At 36.8% G+C, this 23780-nt stretch carries 19 protein-coding genes; 3 read left to right on the forward strand and 16 right to left on the reverse strand.

The features are described 5' to 3' along the window. The first annotated feature begins 206 nt into the window (after nt 1-206). The gene (locus QM491_RS11290; RefSeq protein WP_283327597.1) at nt 207-2270 is read left to right on the forward strand and encodes a M48 family metallopeptidase; all 2064 of its coding nucleotides are present in this window, start codon (nt 207-209) and stop codon (nt 2268-2270) included. A gap of 138 nt (nt 2271-2408) precedes the next feature. On the opposite strand, the gene QM491_RS11295 is transcribed toward QM491_RS11290, so the two are convergent. From QM491_RS11295 to priA, 16 genes are all read right to left on the reverse strand, one after another. Then, entirely contained in the window at nt 2409-3581 is a 1173-nt protein-coding gene (locus QM491_RS11295; protein WP_283327598.1) for a DUF4982 domain-containing protein, read from the reverse strand. Beyond that, nucleotides 3494-5380, reverse strand: a complete 1887-nt coding sequence (locus tag QM491_RS11300; protein WP_283327599.1) for a glycoside hydrolase family 2 protein — start codon at nt 5378-5380, stop codon at nt 3494-3496. The genes QM491_RS11295 and QM491_RS11300 overlap by 88 nt, the downstream gene beginning before the upstream one ends. A gap of 121 nt (nt 5381-5501) precedes the next feature. Beyond that, nucleotides 5502-7436: a tetratricopeptide repeat-containing sensor histidine kinase gene (locus QM491_RS11305; protein WP_283327600.1), complete on the reverse strand. Its 1935-nt coding sequence runs from the start codon at nt 7434-7436 to the stop codon at nt 5502-5504. Between the two features lie 256 nt (nt 7437-7692). Further along, the gene (locus QM491_RS11310; protein ID WP_283327601.1) at nt 7693-9048 is read right to left on the reverse strand and encodes a M24 family metallopeptidase; all 1356 of its coding nucleotides are present in this window, start codon (nt 9046-9048) and stop codon (nt 7693-7695) included. Between the two features lie 139 nt (nt 9049-9187). Beyond that, on the reverse strand, nt 9188-9892 hold the full coding sequence (locus QM491_RS11315; RefSeq protein WP_283327602.1) for a DUF4166 domain-containing protein: 705 nt from the start codon (nt 9890-9892) through the stop codon (nt 9188-9190). Between the two features lie 103 nt (nt 9893-9995). Then, nucleotides 9996-10508, reverse strand: a complete 513-nt coding sequence (locus QM491_RS11320; RefSeq protein ID WP_283327603.1) for an alpha-ketoglutarate-dependent dioxygenase AlkB — start codon at nt 10506-10508, stop codon at nt 9996-9998. A 123-nt stretch (nt 10509-10631) separates the two neighbouring features. Beyond that, the gene (locus QM491_RS11325; RefSeq protein ID WP_283327604.1) at nt 10632-11393 is read right to left on the reverse strand and encodes a DUF4262 domain-containing protein; all 762 of its coding nucleotides are present in this window, start codon (nt 11391-11393) and stop codon (nt 10632-10634) included. A gap of 191 nt (nt 11394-11584) precedes the next feature. Beyond that, nucleotides 11585-12070 carry a hypothetical protein gene (locus tag QM491_RS11330; protein WP_283327605.1) on the reverse strand — a complete coding sequence of 162 codons (486 nt, stop codon included), beginning with the start codon at nt 12068-12070 and terminating at the stop codon, nt 11585-11587. A 267-nt stretch (nt 12071-12337) separates the two neighbouring features. Then, on the reverse strand, nt 12338-13096 hold the full coding sequence (locus tag QM491_RS11335) for an alpha/beta hydrolase family protein (protein ID WP_283327606.1): 759 nt from the start codon (nt 13094-13096) through the stop codon (nt 12338-12340). Between the two features lie 26 nt (nt 13097-13122). Then, complete coding sequence (locus tag QM491_RS11340; protein ID WP_283327607.1) at nt 13123-14187, reverse strand: DNA polymerase beta superfamily protein; 1065 nt, start codon at nt 14185-14187, stop codon at nt 13123-13125. Next, a complete protein-coding gene (locus QM491_RS11345; protein ID WP_283327608.1) occupies nt 14184-14948 on the reverse strand; it encodes a nucleotidyltransferase domain-containing protein in 765 nt (254 codons plus the stop codon). Before QM491_RS11345 ends, QM491_RS11340 begins: the two co-directional genes overlap by 4 nt. 90 nt (nt 14949-15038) lie before the next feature. After that, nucleotides 15039-15566 (reverse strand): DinB family protein, encoded by a 528-nt coding sequence (locus QM491_RS11350; RefSeq protein ID WP_283327609.1) that lies wholly within the window; start codon nt 15564-15566, stop codon nt 15039-15041. Nucleotides 15567-15618: 52 nt separating this feature from the next. Beyond that, nucleotides 15619-16350 (reverse strand): hypothetical protein, encoded by a 732-nt coding sequence (locus tag QM491_RS11355; protein ID WP_283327610.1) that lies wholly within the window; start codon nt 16348-16350, stop codon nt 15619-15621. Continuing rightward, nucleotides 16347-17516, reverse strand: coding sequence for an AAA family ATPase (locus QM491_RS11360; RefSeq protein ID WP_283327611.1), 1170 nt, complete (start codon nt 17514-17516; stop codon nt 16347-16349). The genes QM491_RS11355 and QM491_RS11360 overlap by 4 nt, the downstream gene beginning before the upstream one ends. A 162-nt stretch (nt 17517-17678) precedes the next feature. Beyond that, complete coding sequence (locus tag QM491_RS11365; RefSeq protein WP_283327612.1) at nt 17679-18512, reverse strand: DUF1295 domain-containing protein; 834 nt, start codon at nt 18510-18512, stop codon at nt 17679-17681. A gap of 153 nt (nt 18513-18665) precedes the next feature. Continuing rightward, nucleotides 18666-21170 carry a replication restart helicase PriA gene (gene priA, locus QM491_RS11370; RefSeq protein ID WP_283327613.1) on the reverse strand — a complete coding sequence of 835 codons (2505 nt, stop codon included), beginning with the start codon at nt 21168-21170 and terminating at the stop codon, nt 18666-18668. Between the two features lie 389 nt (nt 21171-21559). Between priA and QM491_RS11375 the strand changes: the two genes are divergently transcribed. Then, nucleotides 21560-22183, forward strand: coding sequence for a LysE family translocator (locus tag QM491_RS11375; protein WP_283327614.1), 624 nt, complete (start codon nt 21560-21562; stop codon nt 22181-22183). 405 nt (nt 22184-22588) lie between these two features. Then, nucleotides 22589-23617, forward strand: a complete 1029-nt coding sequence (locus QM491_RS11380) for an ATP-grasp domain-containing protein (RefSeq protein WP_283327615.1) — start codon at nt 22589-22591, stop codon at nt 23615-23617. Nucleotides 23618-23780: the final 163 nt, after the last annotated feature.

Here is a 23780-nt window from a genome sequence, read left to right on the forward strand (position 1 = left end):
TGATTAAGAGGTATTTAAGATTATGTGACAAAAATATTTTTGCTTATTTTCTATACTTCTTTAGACATTTTCAAGAATTAAAAATACATTTCATCAAAAAATTAAACTTTTAGAGTATCTATCTATTGGTTATTATTATAAGTTTGTACTAGTCTCCATCTTATTTACTCTCTCTAAATCTAGTTTCAACTCAATGCTTTTATAATATGTCTACAATTATTGCTCCTCCTTCAAAAACCTTTAAAGATGCCGCTATTGCAGCAACTATTTCAATAATTGTATTTATTGGCATTTACATTTTATTGTTGATACTTGCACTCGGACTTACTGCAATTCTTGGTGTCGCTGGTTTGAGTTGTATGATTCTTATGGTTTCTCGAATTCACATTTGGGGGGCATTCATAGGTATAGGACTGATGAGTATTGGTGTAGTAGTTTTGATTTTTCTTATAAAATTTATCTTTATCCGAAACACTACTAATTTAGACAGATATACAGAAATTACTAAAAATGAACAACCTCAGTTATTTGCCCTACTAGATGAAATTGTTCAAAAAGTTGGAACAAGTTTTCCTAAAAAGGTATATCTCACAGCAGAGGTCAATGCGTCTGTTTTTTATGATTCTAGCTTTTTAAGTATGTTTTTACCTATCAAAAAAAACCTCCAAATAGGCTTAGGACTGATGAACAGTCTGACACAAGACGAATTAAAAGCTGTACTTGCTCATGAGTTTGGACATTTTTCTCAAAAATCCATGAAAATTGGTAGCTATGTGTATTATACCAACCAAGTGATTCATAATCTTTTGTTTCAAAATGACGCCTTTGGAAGTTTATTAGATCAATGGGCAAACATCCATTGGTTTATTAAATTGGGGGTACGTGTGGCAATTTATATTATCATTGGTATCCAGAAAGTTCTTCAGTTTTTCTACAAACTTATCAATGTTAATTATCTCAAACTTTCGAGAGAAATGGAGTTTCATGCCGATGCCATTGCTGCACACGTAGCTGGGTCTGAGGCTTTGGCGAATGCACTTCTCAGAATTGACTTAGCAAATAGTGCCTACTATACTGTTTTGAATTTTTATGAAAAAAATATTAGTAAAGCTAAGATTACCAACAACATTTACCCTCAACAAAGTTGGATAATGAAGTCCATTGCCGAAATCAATGATGTACCACTAAATCGTGATTTACCACAAGTTACCTTAGAAAAATTTGACAAAATCATCCAGTCTAAACTCATTATTGAAGACCAATGGGCTACTCATCCAAGCATGACTGAAAGAGTACAACATCTCCAAAAACTCAATATTTCTATACAACAAACACACAAAGATTTAGCCATAAATTTACTGCAAAACTCTCAAAGTATTTTACAACACCAAACTGAACAATTGTTTGCTATGGTACAATATGATAGGATTACTGAGATAGTGAGTTATGAGCAATTTGTGGAAATAATACAGGAAGAAAAAAAACATAATAGTTATGCGCCTGAGTACAAAGGATATTTTGATTGGCGTCACCCTGCTCCTATTGAAGAATCTCTAAAAAATGCCAATATTGATCAAGAAAGCCTATTTTCACCTGAGATATTCGAAAAATTAGAAGAAATAACAATTCTGAACAACGATATCACCAAACTTCAACAACTCATTATCTTACCTGAGCTACCAGATTTTATTGAATATGATAATAAAAGAGTGCCACAAACGGAGATAAATAACCTTCTCGAACAACTTCAAGATGCAATGGAAACGGGTACAAAAGCATTGTTTGAACATGAACAAATGGTTTCAGCTCTCAGTTTTCAACATGCTACAGCTAAAGGACAAGGACAACAATATGAAACTGAATTATTATTGCTTCTTGAGACTCAACAACTACATGAACAAAATTATGAGTTGGTGCAAAAAATATATGGTGCCTTACAGTTTACTCATGTGAATACACCATTTCAGGAAATCATAAAGTATTTCGAAGATTTTCTACCAATTGAAAAACAGCTTAAATCAGCCCTTCAACACTTACTCGAAGTCGAGCGTTGGCAGACATATTGGGAAGCAGAAGACCGAGTTTCTTGTCAAACGTTTTTGAATGAAACTTTTGTTTATTTCAGCAATCCCGAATATGACACAAAAGCGCTGAATGTTCTTTTTACGGCTATACAAATCTTTGAAAAAATGGAATGGAAGGTGTTTTTTGAAGAAAAACGAAGCTTTTTACAGGTGCAATTGCCATGGTTGGAAAAAGAACTAAAATGAAAGTAATAAATGATGTACGAAGGATTTAATTGTTATATCGGATTTCTGATTGCAGAGTTTGGATTTTTGAGATTAGATTTAAACTAGCTCAATTTACCCAACTCCACAATCAGAGAAATCCTTCGTACAACCCTATTGCTATTTAACTTTTTCGATAAACTCTACTTCGATAATACTCAAATTGCCTTTGGTGTTGGCATCGTTTCTGGCAATACCATCATCGAGTTTTTTACCGCCCATTTCTACACCGCTTTGTGAATCGTCTTTTCCAGAATTTTCATTCATTAATTGAATCGTAATTACTTTTCCTCTGGTTGGCTTGCAAAGCGCTTTGAAATAGCCTAATGATTTTTCGGTATTTCCCTCAAATACGATTTTGTCATCAACCAAAATACGAAGTGGATACACTTTGGTACGGAAGTTATTAAGTTTAATATTTACCTCATCGAGTGTTGCTGTTTTTTTGAGTGTATATTTAATCCAAGCAGTATTGATTTTCCCATCATTTATCCAATCGCTCAATTCGTTATCATCGATACTTGCTTGGGCTTTTTCTTGATTGGCACCAGCTACAATATCTGCTATCTCAAGAGACTTCCGAGTAGCTACAAAAGAAGGACTCTGTGGTGTTTCGCCTCTTGTCAATGATGGCTTTAATCCACCCGAAGGCCATTGTTCATTCAACCCTGCATTGATTTTTACGGGAGTCGTTTCAAAATTCAACTCAGCGCTTTTTAATCCTTCGGCATTGGCTATAAGGTTTACTTTTCCTGCTTTTGTTGTCGAGCGAATCAATACCCGATTGACACCACATTCTACAGGTAGACTTTTGGCTAAAATGTAGTTATCTGGACCTTGAGCAATTCCCCCACGCCATTCGGCTTCGCCTGTCAAAGTAAAATGAATCATATTTAAAGCCGTTGGACAGCGATTTCCGTCTTTGTCTACGACCTCTACCTGAGCCAGAATTACATCTGCGCCATCAGCACGAAAACCCGTCGGATTGCTACGTGCTGTCAAACGGAGTGCTACAGGCTCGCCAGCAGTTTTGATTTCGTCTTGTGCCAAAACTTTGCCTTTAGCATCGTAAGTCACAGCTTTGATGCTTCCAACTTGCCAAGTAATATTCTTGAAAGTAAATAAAAAGTTACTGCTACGAGCGCCAAAGCCTTGTGATTTACCGTTGACAAACAGCTCTGTTTTTTCGCCCGATGCCACTACATTTATGTCTTTGACAGTGCCAGTCTGGTAATTCCAGTGACCAATAATATGTACTCGAAATTTCTCAGTATCGACCCAACCATCCCACATTCATAAAAACCATCTTTCTCCACTCGTAGTGCATCTACTTCGCCACTTCTACGATAATTTTCGGCACCTCTAAAATGGGTATTTGAATCTGAAAAAATGATATTCACGCCACCCGAACTCACTCTTTTGCCTGTGCCAGGTCTTTCTCGCCAGTAGTCATACCAGCGCATTACGTCTTCAATTGCGTGGGTATCTTGGTTACGGTTGTATTCACGCGCTGAAGCGCCCTTATACAAAGGACCATCACCATCTTTATGAAAAGGAGGTGTAAATTCGTCCCAATATTTTCGTAATCCTTCGTCACGAGAATATTCCATCGACCACATCGGAATATGGGCACTTTTGTTGATATACAACATTTCGCCTCCATATTCTGAAATTTTACTATCTAGCATTTCTCTCGATCCTATGGCACGCCCTCCAAATGGGTCGTATTGCGTTTTCAAGGCTTTCATTTCTGCAATATGATTCTCGGAAATAGATTCGTTACCACATTCATAGAAGAAGATACTCGGTGCATTACGATTATAAATAATGGCATCGCGCATCACCTGAGTACGTTGTGTCCAGCGTGTGCCTTCTACATCTTTTTCGGCATCACCTGCTGGCATTGCCTGAATCAAGCCAACTCTATCGCAGGATTCTATATCCTGTTTCCAAGGTGTAATGTGCATCCATCTTACCAAATTGGCGTTACTTTCCACCATCAAGCCATTGCTGTAGTCGCTCAACCAAGGTGGAACCGACAAGCCCAAGGCAGGCCATTCGTTGCTAGTCCGTTGGGCGTATCCTTTCATCATGAGTACTCGGTCGTTGAGATATACCATACCATTATTGTACTCGACTTTTCTAAAACCCGTTTGGGTTGGTAGTTCATCTACGATTTTCCCATTTACTTTCAAACGACTTGTTACGGTGTACAAATACCCGTAGCCCCAACTCCAAAAGTGTAGGTCGCTTAATGGTGTATTTGCAGACAAAGTTTTTGTTTCAGTAGGTTGAAGAGTCTGGGAATTTCCTGTAAAAGTTTTTACGATTTTTCCGTCTAAATCCTTTATCTCAACTTCTAATGAAACTGTTTTAGGTTCAGAAAATTCGTTTTTCACTTCTGATTCTACTACCACCGTGGCCTTTTTACCTTTGATGTCGAAGTTTTTAGCATAAACATAGGTTCCAGAAGTTTGTAAAAAAGAATATAGAGGCAAGGTCTGATACAATTTGTCGGTAACATGTAACCAGACATTTTTGGACAAACCTCCGTAGTTTGCATTAAAATTTTTGTCGCTCCATTGATAACGAGAGTTTGTAGCTTTTTCTCGATAATCCCAAGCATTATCAGTACGGACAGCAATCACATTTTCGCTGTCGTATTTGACCCACTGGCTTATATCAAAACCAAAAGCCATAACTCCATTTTCATGGATACCCATATACTGACCATTGAGATACACCTTGCCAGCTTGGCGAACGCCCTCAAATTCGATAAAGATTTTTTTTCCTTGTGTGTTTTTGGGTAAAACAAAATGTTTGCGATACCAAGCAATTCCAGTAGGGTGCTGATCAATAGAAACCCTAAAGGCAGCATCTTCATTCCAAGCGTGTGGCAGTGTGACGGCTTTCCAATCTGTATCGTTGAAATCAGGCATTTCTGCTCCTTTAGCATCGCCTACAAAAAGTTTCCAAGAAGGGTTAAAACTGTATTGGGTTCGTGTATTTTGCCCCCAAGTTGGTAAGACAAAACATAGTAGTAAAAAGCCTAAAAATATTTTTTCAGGTAATAGAGAAGAAAACATTTGCATAGATTATCGTGTTTGAATAAAGCTATAATCCTCAGAATCAGCCATTCGTAATTCTAAATAGATTTCAGGTTTTGCTTATACAAAGACCTATTCACTTTTGTTTTACTCAAAACCCTCATGCTTATGTTAAATCCTGTTTTGGAAAAGATACAATAAATTCAGAACCGTTATTTTCTTCGCTTTTTACCGAGATACTGGCACTATTGAGATCGGCAAACTGTTTGACCAAGGACAATCCTAAGCCCAAGCCTTTTTCATAGTTTGTACCATAAGTAGATATTCCTTTGCCTGATTGGGCAAAAAGTTGTGAGAGTTTTTCTGACGACATACCAATACCATCATCTTTTACCGAAACTAAAATAGCTGTTGGGCTTTGTTGATATGTAATAGCCACGGTACCTTCTGCTTTGGTAAATTTGATAGCATTGGCTATCAGGTTTTGAAAAAGGATATGTATTTGGTCTGGGTCGGCATGAACAAAAACAGGCTCGTTATATAAGTGTACAAGCTCGATGTTTTTATTTTCGGCAGTATTGATAAAAACGTCTTTAATTTGCTCAATTTTTTGTGTCAGGCACATCTCTTGCTTTTGAGTTGTAAGTCCTTCCTTTTGGCTATTTGCCCAATTGAGCAAATGTTCTAACATTTCGGAAGTAGCACTCACTTGTTCATAGATTTTGTCAAGAATCATCTCTTTTTCAGCCTCACCCAAATAGCCTGTTTTAAACATTCTAAAACTTGCTAATATTGTAGCAAAAGGCGAACGTAAATCATGTCCAACAATCGAAAAGAGCTTATTTTTAGTTTGGTTAGAAAGCAATAACTCCTTGTTTTGTTTTTCAATCAATTTATTTTGTGCCAAAATTTGCTCAGATTTTTCTTGTAAGTCATCATATAGACGCTCTTTTTTGCGAGCATTTCGCACATTAAGCACCAAAATTATCGACAACGAAGCCGAAATAGAGCCAATAAGCATAATCAGCATTTGGCTATTAGCTTCTTTTTGTAATACCACTTGATTTTTGCGCAGTAGAGCATCATTTTCGGCCTGCTTACGTTTTAGCGATAGTTGGGTCAGCTCTTTCTCTGTTTGTTCGTTCGAGAGACTATCACTGTATTTGTTTTCAAGGTCAAGATATTTATATGCTTCTGCATATCGTCCTGCCGCACGATAAGACTCATGGAGTATTTTTAAAGCCTGAGCAATATCCCATTTAGTATTGGTTTTCTGGGCCAAATCCAAGCCTTTCTGAGCATAAGAAATAGCATTGATATAGTCTTTTTTCTGGTAATAACATTTTGCCAGTCCTGTATAGGCAAAACTATTTTCCCAATCATTCTGATACTTGGTATTTTGGATTACTGACGAATAATAAAAGATAGCCTCTTGTAATCTTTTGCGTAGCAAGTAAAAATCTCCTAAACGATTATTATTCATTGCGATGAGGTGCTCATCATGTATTTTTTGACTAATTTTTTTTGACAACTGAAAGTAATAATATACACTATCAGGTTGATTGAGTTCTATACTTGCAAGCGCTAAATTGAAATAATTGGATGCCAGTCTCTTAGGATTATTGAGCTTTTGATTAAGCCAAACAGCCGTGTATAACTCCTTTTTAGCAAGCTTATATTTTTGTTGAGCAAGATAAATAAGTCCTAAAAGATTGGTCATGCCTGCCTTGCCATCCAAATCATGAATGTATTCGCTAATAGCGGCTGAACGCAAAAGGTATTTCAGAGAAAGCTCATAGTCTCCCTTTACATAATAATACCTTGCAATATTGGCAAGAGCAGTGGTTTGCCCTTTATCAAATTTGACTTGCTCGGCTATTTTAAAGGCTTCATTCGATATGGTAATCGTTTTAGCAGAAGCTATTTGCATATACTCATAAGCAATCAGATTCAATAATTTGACAGCATTTGAGTCTGGTTGTTGTTTTATGCGAACCGAATCCTTTTTCCACAACCCAAGTAAGCTATCAAGTTTTCTTTGTTGCGAAAAAGTTATGTACGGGATAATAAGGGCGGTTAACAGTATTAATCTTAAAAACATTAGCTCATGCTTAGAGTATTTAGTGACGCTCGGAATCAAAAGTAATTTACAGAGTTTTTCCGAAAACACAAGCATTCTTAGGCAGTCAAAATTTTACAAACAAGAATTTTTATTATTTTTAACGAAGAATAAAGCTATTATTTGCACAAAATAAAACACCAAAAAAACAATAGCTTTCAGACTCCTTTTAATAAGATTCTTTTTTTCTCATAAAACAGGGCTTAAACAATGATTTTCAAGCCCTATTTTATGTATATTATTGACCTAAATGCTCTAATTTTTGCCTCCTCGGTATTGTCAATAAAGTTTTCTGGCGACCGTCGATATAATGTACTTTTCCATTGATAAACAATCCTTGTTCTTCCAGCATAACACGCACTTCTTTATTACCCCATTCAGGAATTTTCACTTTGGCGTTTAGCTCTATTGCATAGGCTGTATTCTCATTAATTGAATATTCGCCAGTTCCAGGCACACCTCCCTGCATGTCCCACATACCAATGGCAGGGCCAGCAGCATGTCCATGATACCCTACTGGGTGCGAATAAATCTGAGCAACCACACCATCTTGTTCGGCTTTGCGTAAGGATAATGCCAAGATTTGGTTCCCTGTCATTCCCACCTTAAAAAAGCCAGTCATGATATCCTGTAGTCTATTGCCAGCTGAAAACGCTTTATTCAAATAATCGGGTACTTGTTTTTCGTCTGGACGCAACACATACGCCATTTCTTGAACATCGGTATTAAGACGCAAATACGTAATCCCAAAATCACAATGCAATAAATCACCCGGCATAATCACCTCCACGTCGGGGCGACGGTCATACGGCCAGTTGACTTTGTCTGGGTCGGGGCGTTGAATGTCTACCGTTGGGTGAAACCATGTATCAAGCTTCAAGTCTGCCACTCGCTCACGCAAGTACCACACCACATCGTCGGTGGTAGTAACGCCAGGGATAATAACTTTTTCAGAAAATGCCTCTGCTATGATTTGATGAGTGATTCTGTCTAACATCTCATACAACGCAATTTCACGTGGCGTACGAGTTTCGAGCCAGCCTACACAGAGGCGTTCGGCAGAAGTGACTTTATTTTTGTATTCAGCAGGCATATTGCTCATCAAAGCTTCATGCTCCGAATGGCTCAAACCATCGGCATGTGCATATTGCTCAGACACGTCCAATGCAATTTTCTTAGGCTTTCTTTCTTCGATGATTTGAATAAGGCGTTTCCACTGATTTGCTTCTTTTTCGGGTTGCCAAGCCGATTTAAAGATGGTACCCACATTGTAACGAGCCACAGCCAAAGCCTCAAGACCTTGTGATTCGCCTTTGTCATAAATAACTAAAATTGTTCGGCGACGAGCATTGAGCCAAGTGGATGGCAACATTGTTTTGATAACTGGGTCTTCGTTGTATTCTCTAGCAATGATGACCCACATATCGATTCCATTTTTGCGCATCAGATTAGGCAATACGCTTTTGAAACGTTCATCAAGCAATTCATCTTGTAATACAGCACGTTCTTTCAGCGGTAAAATTTTAGGAACTTCTTGGGAAAAGGCAGGAGCAATACCAAGCAGTATTGCCAGTAATAGGACAATTTTTCTCATGATAGTTTTGAAGTAAGTGAGGGTGAAAAACACCACAATTTGTTGATAGTGTGAATTTTCCCTAAATCTAAACCAGAATCATGAGTTTTGAAAATAGGAGTAGAAGGTAGTTGTGTTTATCTACTAAATAAAGTGTTGCTTATTCTCGATTTTCCTTTCTAATCGGTTTAATTTTTTGAGGTATTGTAGGTTCTTTAAATACCAAGTATTCAGCATCAAACCACCCTGTAAAGCCAAAAAGAGGACCTAATAATTTACTTGTTACCTTCAAATCTAAATAGAATTTTTGCTTTTCATCATCATACCATTCCAAAAGCTCTATATCTCCTCTTATCAGACTCGGGACTGGAATTTTCAATTTTCCCAGAAAAGCAAACTGTCTGCCAGAAGTAAATCTGATTGCTCCATTTTCAGCCTTTAGTCCCATTTCAAAAATCATACGGTGGTCGAGTCCCAAATACTCTACTATTTGCTGTTTGGACTCGCTATAGGTAGCAGTTCCATCGAAACGCTGCTCTTCATCTGTAAAATAAAACACTCTATTCATTGAATGTACTTCTCTTCCAAAATCATCAATGTAGGGATAATTATGTATTTCGTAAGAGATATTTTGACCCGTTCTAGGAAAAAGAATATTGCTTTTGGATAAGAGTTTTAATACAAAAACGGCAAGTTTATTTCCATTCCAAATACGCTCCATGACTCCTCTCCCAATAAATGCGATGTTATTGGAGGTAGAAAAATCAAAACGTTTTTGGATTTCTGGATGTAGTTTTTCGTACTCTGCCACCATTTGTCTTTTGTAGGCTGAAATATGCGTTGGTATTTGTGCTGATTGAAGCATTTTCTAGAAATTAAACTATTACACACAGACTTTAAAAGAGAAAACATCATTGTTGACTTGTTACATTCTTATAAAGCTAATTCACCTCTCTCTGTCTTTACTTTTATCGTATTTGTCTGAAAGTTAAGCTTATCCTGCCATTCTCGGTATCTGATTTTGGAATAGAATGTTGCCAATATTTTTGTATCTCTTGAGTCATATATACCAAACTTCCTGAAGTCAATTCATAGTTGAGAAATTGGTCAGGAAATTCAAAATTTCTGAATTTTAGAACTCGAGCTTCTCCCATCGAAACGATAGCAATGCCTGTACTGGGTTCCAATATATCCGTTTGATCTGAATGATATCCCATTTTTGATTTTCCATCTACATAATAATTGAGTAAGCAATTATTGGGGATAAAGCCGATAATTGGCGCTAATTGGGTTAAGATTTCAGATAGTTCAGGCAAAAACGCTTGATAAGGATATTCAATTTGTGAATAATTATAGGCTTTCCCAAAACTTGCCGTTTTTCGAGCAGCCATACGCTCATCCCATTTGACAGTTGTGACTAATTTATCATACAACTCGCTAGGATTATTTACAAAGTTTTCGATATATGTAATTCCATCCATTGTTATAGTAGTTTTACAATTTCCTGTCAAGGTTATCTCAGCCATTACTTTGCTTTTAAGTCAAACTTAATAATCACATCTATATCGCACTCATCTCAATCAACACTAATGACTTATAATCCTCTATTCCTCCTCATATTCTTCAAGTGAATTTCTTTCCCATTCTTCACCAACGGATGCTCTTTCGGCTTCTTCGCCGTATTCTAGGTCAAAAATCTCATTTAAGGTCTGGTCACTGCGGACTATCTCAGAAAGAGATACCACTCGTATGTCTTCGGGCATTTGGTCACCTGTCAAAAACTGCCAATCTCCATCATGATCATGTACCACCCTTAAAATCGGCTTATGTTCTTCGAGCCACTGACGAGTCGTAAAAATGCTCAAATTGTGAGGTTCATTAAATTTGAATTCTACGTTTCTGTCGAGTAAAGGCTGTTTGTACAAAAACTCCTCTTCAAAATTTTCCTCCCAAGGGAATAAGTCGTTTCGGTCAGTCCAAATAAGCTCTAAAGCAGTAAACGTCTCACCTTGATAGTAGTTTAGCCCTGCACCAAAGTAGTATTCCAAATTACTTTGGTCAACAGTTAAAAAAGTAGCTTTACTGTCTTGAAAAATGTCTGTATAAATCTTTCCGTCTTCGAATATTGTTCCATTTTTAATCATAGACGCTATGTCATTGATTATTTCATGACCTAAACTGCTAGACAATCCAAAACAAATAATTTCTGGATGTTGGTACGTTTGAGTCAAGCCAATACTGTAAGAAAAAGAAGGCGAATAGTCGGTTGAGGTAACCGATATTACCTGAAGCCCAAATTGCGCAATATCTTGCTTGGTTCGTTCCAGTAAGTCGTTTTTATTGATACAGTTATGTTCGTTTTTCATTTTAAAAGCAACCTAAGCATTAATTTAGAATCAAGCAATAATGTAAGATAAGATTGAATTACTACGCTTTGAGCTATAAGCCATAGGCATTATGCTAAATGTCTCCATTATTTCATAAGAAGCACTTTTTAACTTTTAACCTATGACATAAAGCTTAAAGCAGGTAAAATTGGTTTAATTTTGCCACCTACTTACATCTGTTTCACAAAATAGGGACTTGAGGTGCTGCTGCGAGCTTCCCAAACTTTTTTGCCATTGAGCCAAATCACTTGCTGATTTATGCCACATGGGTTTCTCTCAAAGGAAGCCTCTAGAGTATCTATATCAGCATTACTCCATTGAATATAGGTGATTGGCTTTTCTACCGTTTCTGCATGATTGAGACTAACGTCAATTCTATATCTAGCTTCATCATCACGTTTATAAATTCTAAATCCTGAAGGATTATCTGCCATTGGATTACTTACTTCTTGGCTTTTCCCATTGACAACGAAGAAGATTTTAATGCCTGAGACTGGCAAACGGTTGGGATTGGATGGATTTAGTAAATCCTCATTTTGGGCATTAATTACCGAAAAGTCTACATTGGCTGAAATATTATAACAAAGCGGTACATCATCGATAGTGCTACAAGCCACAAAAAAAGAAGAGAGGATGATTAATAATAGGTTTCTCATAGGTATTGTGTTTAAGTTTTGATAAGTGTTGATTAAATTTTTTATAATCTTAAAATACAGTGCATTTTACATAATCCAAATATAGAACAACAGGGTTTAAAAACTGATAATTATCCTATCAAATATTGGAAAACTATTATACGGAATATGTCTGTTGATACAACAAAAAATATATTTATGATGAAGTAAATTGGCTGAATTAACCCCATAGAAAATCGCTGATTACTCTTCTCTATGAGGTTCTATTCATAGCCATACAAATTACTTTCAGTCATTTAAAAACGATAGTAAATAGTTTTGAATCTCTTTGCGTTGCTCATCTGTGGCATCATCATCCATATCATTATGTTTGGTATTGGCTAAGGTGATTATTCTAGCGCCAATCTTTTTTCTTTCTTCTTCCGTCGGCAAAACGCCTTCGTCTGCTGGTTGGTCGCTCGACCGTAGAGAATATACTTGGGGTTTAGCCGTTCTTGGCAATGCCATTCTTCTATTGTCTAAGGTTATAATCTTATGCACTATATTAGGATATTTTTGCGGGAACAAAGCCGTCATATCTCCCCCATTAGAATGCCCAATCAAGGTAATTTGATGATAATCTAGTTCAGGATGCGTCTTTCGAAGTTGATGAATCACAAATAGAATATTGTCGGCACCACGTTCCCAAAAAGGTCGTCGCACGATTTGAGGCTTACCTGTCGAGGGTATCAAACTATCTGTAGCAAGCTCGTGCTGAATGCTAACGACAAAGAATCCTTTTGAAGCCAAGAACTCTGTCAAGTAAGAATACATCAGGTAATCTCCTCCTCTGTTTTGTCCATAACCATGACTAAAAATTACCAGTCTTTGCTTAGGAGTTTTCTTAACAGTTTTGGATTGGTAAATAGCAATAGGGATTTCTCGTTTTCGAGCGTGGTCATACCATTTCAGTGTATCAGGGCTAAAGTTTCGTTCTGACTTAAAAGCAATAGGTTTACTCAAATCTGTAAAAAAGCTTATGATGAGAACAAAAAGCAATTGATTCATTAGGTTGTGGGTTTATAAAATTAGTTTCATATTAGAAGGTTTTGATAAAATTTATCTCTGATTAAATAGGTCAATCTGTTTATTTCGACTAGGTCTGGCGTATTGGGTAAGGACGACTCCTCGAAGGCTAGCTCCATTTCTTGCTGTTTTTCTTGAGCCATCTTGAGCAAATCTTCATATTCAAATTTTCCTGCTTTGATATCTAGCAAAAATTCACGATTAGGTCTTTTAACATTAATTTGATTCTCTTTCCCTATTTCAATTGCCATTTCTAAAAGTCTGAATACATGCATCATATTTTTTGCATCATAATTTTTCCCATGACTTTGAGTAGCCGCATATCGTTCTTCATTTCGCTTTTCTACCCAATCCCAATATTCTCGATATTCTTTACAATAGGTTGAATATCCATCACGATTGAAAAATAGCAATACCTCTTGTTTAGAAGACTTTGGAATTGAGCTTAAACATACATCCTCAGAGTCTGAATTTCGGATAATCCCATTGAACTTTTGGTTTTCTGAGTAATATAGCCCGTATATATCTTTCATGTGTTGAATGTTTACGAGACCACAATACTCTTGTTTCCAACCCTTTAAGGTCAAAATTTTTTCCAGTGGAATAGCCCCTTGTTCATGATTTACAAAACAAAAGGATAAAATGCTTTTGCGCTCTTTTGCAACAGGATTCACAATTTTCTTATTGAGCCCTTTTGCCTTTTTTATTTGAGATAAAGCGAATCTACCAAAGGTATTACTACAAAGCTTAGATAGAATCCTTTCTGACTTAATGTCACTCAGAAAGGGGTGCCTATAGATAACTTCAGAAGTAGGGGTATTGAGTAGTTCAAGGATGTTAGGATTGTTGACTGATAGTAATTCCATGAATCTACCAAACTCATAAAATACAACGTCATTCGATTCATTATTTATTTGAGGTATATAGGTTAAGCCATAAAAATCCTCTTTGGGCAAAATAAATACTCCTTTTATATCAGTATCAGATGTTGGAGTATCGAGTCCATACGCCCTACTGCCACTGATACATTCTAGAATAATCAAACCCTTATTTCTTAAATCCTCAATTGTCATAGATTTCTCAATTGTTTTCTGAAAAACTCATTTAATTCAAACATACTCCCTTTAGCAGAAGGTAAACCCTGAGATTCACTATCAGCTCTTTGGATACAATTTTGCATAAAAGCTATCAACTCATTTTCTCCATGATGGAGGTAGGATTCACTAATGGTAGATTTTAACGTTATCAGTTCACTAATTCTAACCTTGAGAGATTGTGGAAGAGTCAAGCCTTCGAGCGTTTTTTCAAATTCAATCGGAGGAATCTCTTCTTTCTCTAAAACCCATAAGCAAGTAATAGAAGCTCGAAGGGCATAAAAAAATTTCTTGAGTTTATAGGCCTCCACATTGTTAATTTCTTCAAATGACTTCTTTGCCATACTCAAATAATGATGAATAGTGGCGATTCGAGAATAAGTCTTTTGAGCAACTACATTAATTTCATTGAGAAAATCTTGGTCAACTTGATAAATAATTGGTGATTGAATTCTTTCTAACAAAGGAGGATTAGACTTCCACAATAAGCGCAGGCTTTTTCTTAAATCCCAACCACTAATATCGATGTCGTTATTTTCAAAAAAGTATTCAATACTATCTTTTTCCTCCACGAGACTCAAATACCAGTCTTTTGGATGTTTATAAATGATTCGAACATCATAGTCGCTATCTGGAGAAGGAAATCCCCAAGCTCTCGAGCCCGTCTCACAGGCTAACAATATCTCAATTCCTTTATCTTTCTCTAAATCGGCTAAATATTTCTTGATTTTTTCTTCCATTGATAATTATAAGTTAATCGGAATCGATATTTGTGTTCCTCACATTTAGGTTTCCATTTTGAATGTTGAGAAATGGATGCTAGACTTTACTCAATCTTTATGAATATCCCCTACTCTAAAAGACCATTCTGTATGTATATCAAGATGTTGGCGTAAAAGCATATTGAGTTGTGCAGTATGGTGCTGGGTATGTCGGAGATTATAGAGTATGATTTCCAACATCGGATAATCCATATCCTCAGGCTCGTCGCCTTCTTTGAATCTCTCCTGTAATTTTTCCTCTGTCAAACCTTCCACAAGCTGTTTGCACTTCTCTCTGCTATGTTCAAGGTATTTTACGATTTCTTGTTTACTGTAATCTCTGTCAGGGATAAAATCCCCGATTGACTCTTCTGGTCTATCTTGTTCTTCCTTTTGAGTAAAAGAAAGCATAGGAAAAAAATCACTCGGAGGAATAGTTGAATAGTAATCCAGAAATATGGCACTATGAAAAGCAATATAGTAAAAACGTCTATGAGTAGTAAAAAAATCATCAGGACAGCTTGACACAACATTGATGAGCATATCAATGCTTGCACCAAACTGATTCCATAGTATTTGTTGGAGGGGTTTGTACATTTGGTTTGTGTAGACTGAAGTAGAAATAAGAGTAAAATATACACACTTATGTTCAAGTTAAGAAGTTGTCTATCTTAGTAATTAACTCATTTAGTTTAGCCATTCTATTTCTAATTTCAAGATAGAGGTTTGCATAATCTAAACATTCAACAGTTCTTTCTACTCTATTTTTACTTTTATTATAAGTTGTGCCAGCTAATTGATACACACTTCTTAAATCATCGGCGGCAGAAGTATTACGTAGTGTTAGGTCATCAACACAAGGATTAAAGCCCAAACCTGTTATTTGCGTTGCATCAAGGATAAGTGTTGCATGAATACGAGTATAATGATTATACTCTGCTAAAAACCAATCTTCTATTTCACGAACTGCAATGATAATACTCGTATTGTTAGGCAAGGGCTCTTCTACTATTCTCCCATTTATGGTTAAACCATTTTTCAATCTTTGTGTTAATTTTGGTAAACCAGAAATGGGAAGAGGATATAGATCTCTAAAGCCTACTATCTCAGTGTAACCGTCAGTTGTTAACCCTGAATATTCTTCCAGAATTCTTGTTTTTACACTTTCATCTCCACCACAATCATATATCAAAATTGTATGCTGAACTTCTATAGTGCCTTGAGCAAGACTCTTGGGAACTATATCTTCTGTTGGTCTACCTCTTCCTTTAAATTTTTTTAACAGGATATTAACATTTTTAGCTCCTGCAATTTCTATCAAAAGTTTATTTAGGAAAAACTGCTCTGTTTGTCCTTCTACAAAAAAAGCAATTTTTTTCATTTTTCTGCTATATTTTCTTCACTCTCAAAACCTATAGTATAAAATTCTGTTCTCAAAAAGTCAAAATTACTCAGTCCCGAATACTTAAAATCATCAAAAATATCTTTTGAATTTTGATAGTTGTAAAACAAAGATTTTTTAGGTACACGATGAATGACTGACCAATACTCTAATGGGATATTATTCATTACAAACCTATCATTAGTAGTCATAATCACCTGAACAGATGACCCTTTAACTTTTTCTATAATCAAGTCAATAAGGGTTTTAGACCTTTCATAATCTAAACCCTCTCCAATATCGTCTATTAAAATGCAACTTGGAGTTTTACTTAACAAAGAAAAGTTGAGTTGAACAAGTAGAGACAACGCTCTAAACATACCTTGCGACATTTCCTTTTGGTCTGTTATGTCTTCAATGTCAGATTCTTTTACCCCAATACCAAAAGCAGGAAGGGGAAAGAATTTTAATATATCAACACTTATTGTACTGATATGGTAAGCGATTTTACTCATATCATCAATAATCCTCTTTATAAATTCTTCCCCAAATTGGTTTTCACCTTTTATGAAAATTTCAGTCACATCATCGCTATCTTTCAGGTCTACTTCTTTATCCTCTTTAATCGCATTTTTATCACGGAGTAACGAGTTTTTACCAAGTTGTCCACCAAAACGATAGTGATTAAGTGATTTTCCCCAGTTTTGCAAAGGCTCAAAAAATGGCTGCTGTATATTATCTACTCGCGAAACAGCCAGTTTATCCTCTTCCATTTGAAACTCTAAATCAGTATTAGCCTTTTCATAAAACATTGTACCTGTCTGGCTATTTCGTTGTAGCTTAGAAACTCCATTTATTTGAAGTACCTCTTGTTTTACTTTACCTTCTTCAAATTCTAAAACGTAGGAAACTTCCTTTCCATTATCGTCAAACAATAAATCGTAACTAGAAGTATTATACATTAATTGAGATAACTTTACATCTCCTGACAATAAATCAGATAGTTGCCTTATAACATTAATAGTTTTACTTTTACCTGTTGCATTTTTCCCTACAATGAGGTTGATTTTTTGAAAGGAAACTGGTTGTCCATCAGATTTCCCTTCCATTGACCACTCGTATTTTTGCCCTTTAAAACGGCAAAACTTTATATTTTTAAGAAACATACTATTTCATTTTATGTGATATACAAAATTAACAACTTCTTTCAGTATTCATCATTTTGTTTAGTCCTTTATGTCTCACCCTGCAAACTATATCTTTCTCAAAGAGTGTACTATCATTAATAAACCTCATCTATTTTTCATTCCTGATTATACTACACAACTCTATCTCCAAAACTTAGGAAAAAATGCTGGAGTTTGACTCATGTAGTCTAGGTATTGGGGTTTGGTTTCTACGAGTCTTTCTTCGAGTAGGGCTACGCCTGAAACTTTCATCAAGAGAAAAGTCATTAATAGAGGGCTTAAGACCGTCCAGCTTGCTCCTGCTGCAATAGTAAAACAGAAATATCCCCACCATAATACGGCATCGCCAAAATAATTGGGATGGCGTGTGTATTGCCACAAACCACTATCAAATACTTTGCCTTTGTTTTGTGGGTTAGCTTTGAATTGCGCTAATTGCCAGTCGCCAAGGGCTTCGAATACAAAACCTGCCAACCAGATGATACCACCCAAGGCATCGGCCCATGTCCAGCCTGTAAAGGGTGTTTGTTGGGTAAAAAATAGCGGTAAAGAAATTAACCAAAGCAATACGCCTTGTAGTAGATATACCCTAAAATATGATCTCCACCAATACTTATCCCCATGGGCTTCACGGAAAGCTTGATAGCGATAGTCCTCTCCTTTTCCATGATTACGGACTGCTATATGTGTCGACAATCGTATTCCCCAAATCGAGACTAATACGCATAACACTAGCGCCCGAGGATTGGAATCGGATAAAAGTCCGTACCAGAGCCATGCCAAAATCACAAAACCCATTCCCCAAAATGAATCGATAATGCTAGAGTCTTTGATGCGTAAACTCCAAAGCCAAAGTAACGTAAGACAAAGCCAGAGAAGTCCTGCACCCCAAGCCAAGGGTGTAAAAAAGTAAGATAATACGACCATTCCGCCCAACAAAGAAATAGCCATCACAAGCAATAAGATATTTTTCATAATGATATAGGAAGCAAAGTTTAAGTAGCAGGTATCCGCCTAGCGATATACGAACTTTATATCTTATTTGGATTTCATCTGTTGGAAGGTTCAGGAAAGATTCATCATTGACTGTGTATCTTTCCTGAAAGCTGATAACCAAAAGCGCAATGCCTATCCACAATCCACATCGATGATAATACTGCAACCCTTATATTCCTTTCCAACCGAGATTACTTCGATTTGTTCAGAGATATAATTTTTCACTGCTTTGAGAGGTAAGTTCTTTTCGAGTTTAATCATAATTTCATAAATAAACTGATTACGAACTCGTTCCACAAGCGGTCTTTCTGGACCTAAAACCCTTGCTGCACTGAGTTTTTCCGCGAGTTTAGCCCCTAAATCCTTGGCTGCTTTGTCGGCCGTTGCATCTTCGGTATGTTTCACAATAATCTTAATCAATCTAGTAAAAGGTGGATAACGAAATGCTTCGCGCTCTGCTATTTCCTGCGAATACATTCCCTCATAATCACTTTCAATGATTTGCTGTAAAATCGGCTGTTTTGTATTGTTCGTTTGTATTAATACATTTCCTCGAATCGACCTTCTCCCTGCTCTACCTGCTACTTGGGTCAGCATCTGAAAAGCTTTTTCTGTAGCCCTAAAGTCTGGGAAATTAATCATTTTGTCGGCATCGAAAATGCAGACTAAACTCACCTTTTCAAAATCCAACCCTTTCGATACCATCTGCGTACCAACCAAAATATCGACTGCTCCTTTCTCTACTTCATTAATCAAAGTTTGAAAAGCCGTTTTGGTACGTGTCGTATCTAAGTCCATACGAGCGATTTTGGCTTCGGGGAAAAGTAACTGTAATTCTTCTTCGATTTTTTCAGTACCATAACCCCTCGTTCGCAATTTGACAGAACCACAAGCTTGACAAGTGCGGTGCATCGACTCATGATAACCACAATAATGGCAACGCAACTCTTGTTCACGATAATGATAGGTTAAGCTTACATCACAATTTGGACAAGACACTATTGTATCACAGTCATCACACTGAATATAAGGCGAATACCCACGACGGTTTTGAAACAAAATCGTTTGTTCTTTTTGCTCAAAATTCAGTCGAATGGCATCCAACATCATGTTTGAAAAATCGCCTTTGACCTCCTTATTTTTACGAGCATACTTCACATCAATCAATCGAATATCGGGTAGTTGGGCATTGCCAAAACGTTGTTTCATCGTTACCAAACCATAGCGACCTGTCAAGGCATTGTAATACGTCTCGATGGCAGGCGTAGCCGAGCCTAGCAACACTTTGGCTTTTTGCTTATGCGCTATCACCACCGCTACATCACGAGCATGATAACGTGGAGCGGGGTCAAATTGCTTATAAGATGTTTCATGTTCTTCATCAACGATAATCAGTCCTAAGTTATCGAAAGGTAAAAACACCGCAGAACGTACGCCAATTACAAACTGGAATTTGCCAGAAATAACTCCTTTCCAAACTTCTACTCGTTCATTATCTGAAAATTTAGAGTGGTATATCCCCATTTTATCTCCAAATACCTTGCGCAAGCGAACTACAATCTGTGTCGTTAGGGCAATTTCAGGCAATAGATAAAGGACTTGCGAACCACCTGCCAATACTTGCTCAATGAGGTTGATATATACCTCTGTTTTACCACTACCCGTAATTCCATGCAATAAAACGGTATCTTTTTCTTCGAAAGACTGCATGATTTCTGTCATTGCTCGTTTTTGTGCTTCAGACAATTCAGGCGTTGGAGCTTCCACAAAGTCAACATCTTCCTCAAATCGACTGACGATTACATCAAATTGTTCAAGAATACCATTTTTCAATAAAGTATTCAAAGAACTATCCGAAATTTCGGCTTTGGTTAAGGTGCTTTTTTCTAAACCTTTGGCATTGAGTGCTGGAGTGCGCAATACGGGTACATAACGCAAGTATTGCAAAATCACTTCTAGCTGTTTAGGTGTTTTTTCAAGCTCACCCAACAAGGCTGTCAAATATCCAGCCTCCTCATAAAAGTGGTTGAGACGTACTTTTCGAATGATTTTGGGTGTATATTTTTCTTTGACTTCCTCAAAAACAATAATGGCTTGCTTTTGTACCAATGCCTTAATGAGATGATAGACATTTTTGACATCAGCAAAACGAGCAAGTTCGTCGTAGGTAAGCGACTGATGTTTTTTGAGTTCTTCTATAATTACCCCCTCACGCTCTGTCAAAAGTTCTGGGCGGTCAAATTCTGGATTAAATTGAACTTTCGACAAGCTGGAGATTTTGAGTCCAGATGGCAATGCCACGTTGAGCACCTCGCCCACGTGACACATATAATAATCTGCAATCCATTGAAATAACTCTATTTGTTGTGGCGTAACCAGAGGTGCATCGTCCAACAATTCAAGAATATATTTGGCTTGGTATTTTTGGGGAGGCTGATGATGTAAACGAGCAATAACAGCAGTTACTACTTTAGATTTTCCAAATTGCACAATTACCCTTGCTCCTACCCGAATATGCTGGGCAAAATCACGAGGGACACGGTATGTAAACAAATTTGGCACCGCTACAGGCACGATTACATCGGCAAAGACGGTGGTTTCCTCTTGGAAATCTAGGGTGTTTTCTTGCAATAACATAATGCAATTTACAGTAAAAATCATTTTGGTCGGCTCGCCGACTTTCTTAAACTATGCTTTTGCTGTAGATTTGTTTTTTAGAGGGGATAAGGAATAGGGAAAAAGGGGAGAGTTAAGGGCGAAGGCAACAGGTACAAAGGCACAAAGTGGTTTTAGGGGATAGGGTTGAGGGTTGAGGGGAGGATTTTTTGATTTTAGGTTCAAAGGGGTCAGGCACAGAGGCGTAGAGACGAAATGCCTTGCGTATCTACAAATAAAAAAATATTCACAATTCACTCATTCAAAATTCACCATTAATCAAAGGTTTGATACGCAAGGCATTGCGTACCTACAGATAAAAAAAATTAACAAATCACTAAATAACCATTCACTAAATCGCTCAATAAAACATGCTCATCTTTCTCTGTACCATGATTATTAGCTTTATGGGGTCTCTTCAACCCGGACCGCTCAATATGTCGGTGGTACAATTAAGTCTGCATGATAATCCCAAAGGGGCGTTAAAAATGAATGTAGGTGGATGCATTCCTGAGTTTGTTTACAGTTTATTGGCGGCAGAAGGATTAGTGATTTTTCAGTACTATCCGTGGTTACTGACCTATTTACAATGGGGAGTGGTGCCATTGCTATTGATACTGGCGTATTTTACATGGGTAAGTAAACCTCAAACACATGCGGAAGATTTGGGGAAAACGCCCTCAAAAGCACATTTTTGGAAAGGCTTAATGCTATCTATTTTCAATCCACAATTATTGCCATTTTGGATGATTGTATTGATTAATTATCAAACATTTTCTTGGCTAAAAGTACAGACCTATCCACATAAAATTGCTTTTGCTGTTGGGGCATCTGTCGGAGCTTTTCTGTTAAACTATTTTTACGGTCAACTAGCCTTGAAATACAAAGACCAAATTTTTGCTAAAATCCAACAAGAAACCGTTCAGAAATGGATGGCATATATTTTTATCATTATGGCTATCGCACAAGGTGGGAAGTTATTGAGTGAGCTGTGAATGGTTAATGATGAATGGTGAGTTGTGAATCATAAAAATAAAACACTAATTATCAATACATTACACCCATACCCATTGTAACTATTCACTAAAAAAAACTAAAACACTTTGTACCTATGTGCCTGAGTAACTGTTCACTTTACAAAAAACTAAACACACTTTGTGCCTCTGTGCCTGAGTAACTGTTCACTTTACAAATACTAAACACACTTTGTGCCTCTGTGCCTGAGTAACTGTTCACTTTACAAAAAACTAAACACACTTTGTGCCTCTGTGCCTGAGTAACTGTTCACTTTACAAATACTAAACACACTTTGTGCCTCTGTGCCTGAGTAACTGTTCACTTTACAAAAAACCAAACACACTTTGTGCCTTTGTGCCTCTGTAACTGTTCACTCATAAAAAATGACTCATAAAAAAATACAATGGCCATTATGGCTCATAAAACTTTTTACTTACGAATATTGGACTTGGTGGGCTTTTTATATACCACTCATCCCCTATTGGCTTTATCAGGCTTTTCGAACAAAATCATTGACCTTTTTTACCAATGCCGACCCGTGCATTGATTATGGTGGTTTTTTTGGAGAATCCAAAATAGATATTCTAAAGCAAATCCCTGCGCAGTACCTTCCTCAAACGATTTTTATCACCAAAGGATGTTCTTTTGACTTTGTATTAGAGCAAATCAAAATGTTAGAATATCCGCTTATTTGTAAGCCTAATGTGGGAGAAAGAGGCACAGAAGTAGAAAAAATTGCAGATAAAAAAGCACTCAAAAACTATTTTGACAGCCATCCCATAGACTTTATTATTCAGGAATATGTCAGCTACGATATTGAGTTAGGCGTATTGTATTATCGTATGCCAAACGAGGAACGGGGCTACGTGAGTTCGGTCGTAAAAAAAGAATTTTTATCGGTTATTGGCGATGGAGAATCAAGCATCGAAACTTTGATGCAACAAAGTACTCGCGCACGTTTTCAGTTGGAAACTATGAAAAAGCGTTTGGGAATGGATTTTTATAAAATTCCACAGCGTCATGAACGAATTTTGCTAGAACCCATAGGAAATCATTGTAGAGGCACTAAATTCCTGAATGGCAATGAATTAATCAATGAGCAATTACATGAAGTTTTTAATAAAATTGCCAAACCTATCGAGGGTTTTCATTACGGTAGATTTGATATGCGTGTACGCTCGATTCAGGATTTGTACAAAGGGCAATATATCCGAGTGATGGAGCTCAATGGCGTAAGTGCTGAACCTGGTCATATCTACGACCCAGAATATAAACTTATCAAGGCATATAAAGATTTGGCTTATCACTGGCGTATTATTGCCAATATTTCTATTCAGCAACAAAAGCTAGGAATCAAGCCCGTTCCAACCAAAGTTTTATGGAAAGTTATCAAAGAACACTTCAGGAAGTGATGAGTTGGGCGTTATATTGAGTGAATTGAGATTGAGTGAATGAGTGATTTTTCTTATAATCACTCCCCCAAACTATCGTTTGAATCTGCATAAATAACAGGAACAATTAAATTAAGAATATGTCTGTAACACATAATGACTATATCCTTTTGATTATGAACTT

This window comes from Flectobacillus longus, assembly GCF_030056705.1.
Taxonomy (GTDB): Bacteria; Bacteroidota; Bacteroidia; order Cytophagales; family Spirosomataceae; genus Flectobacillus; species Flectobacillus longus.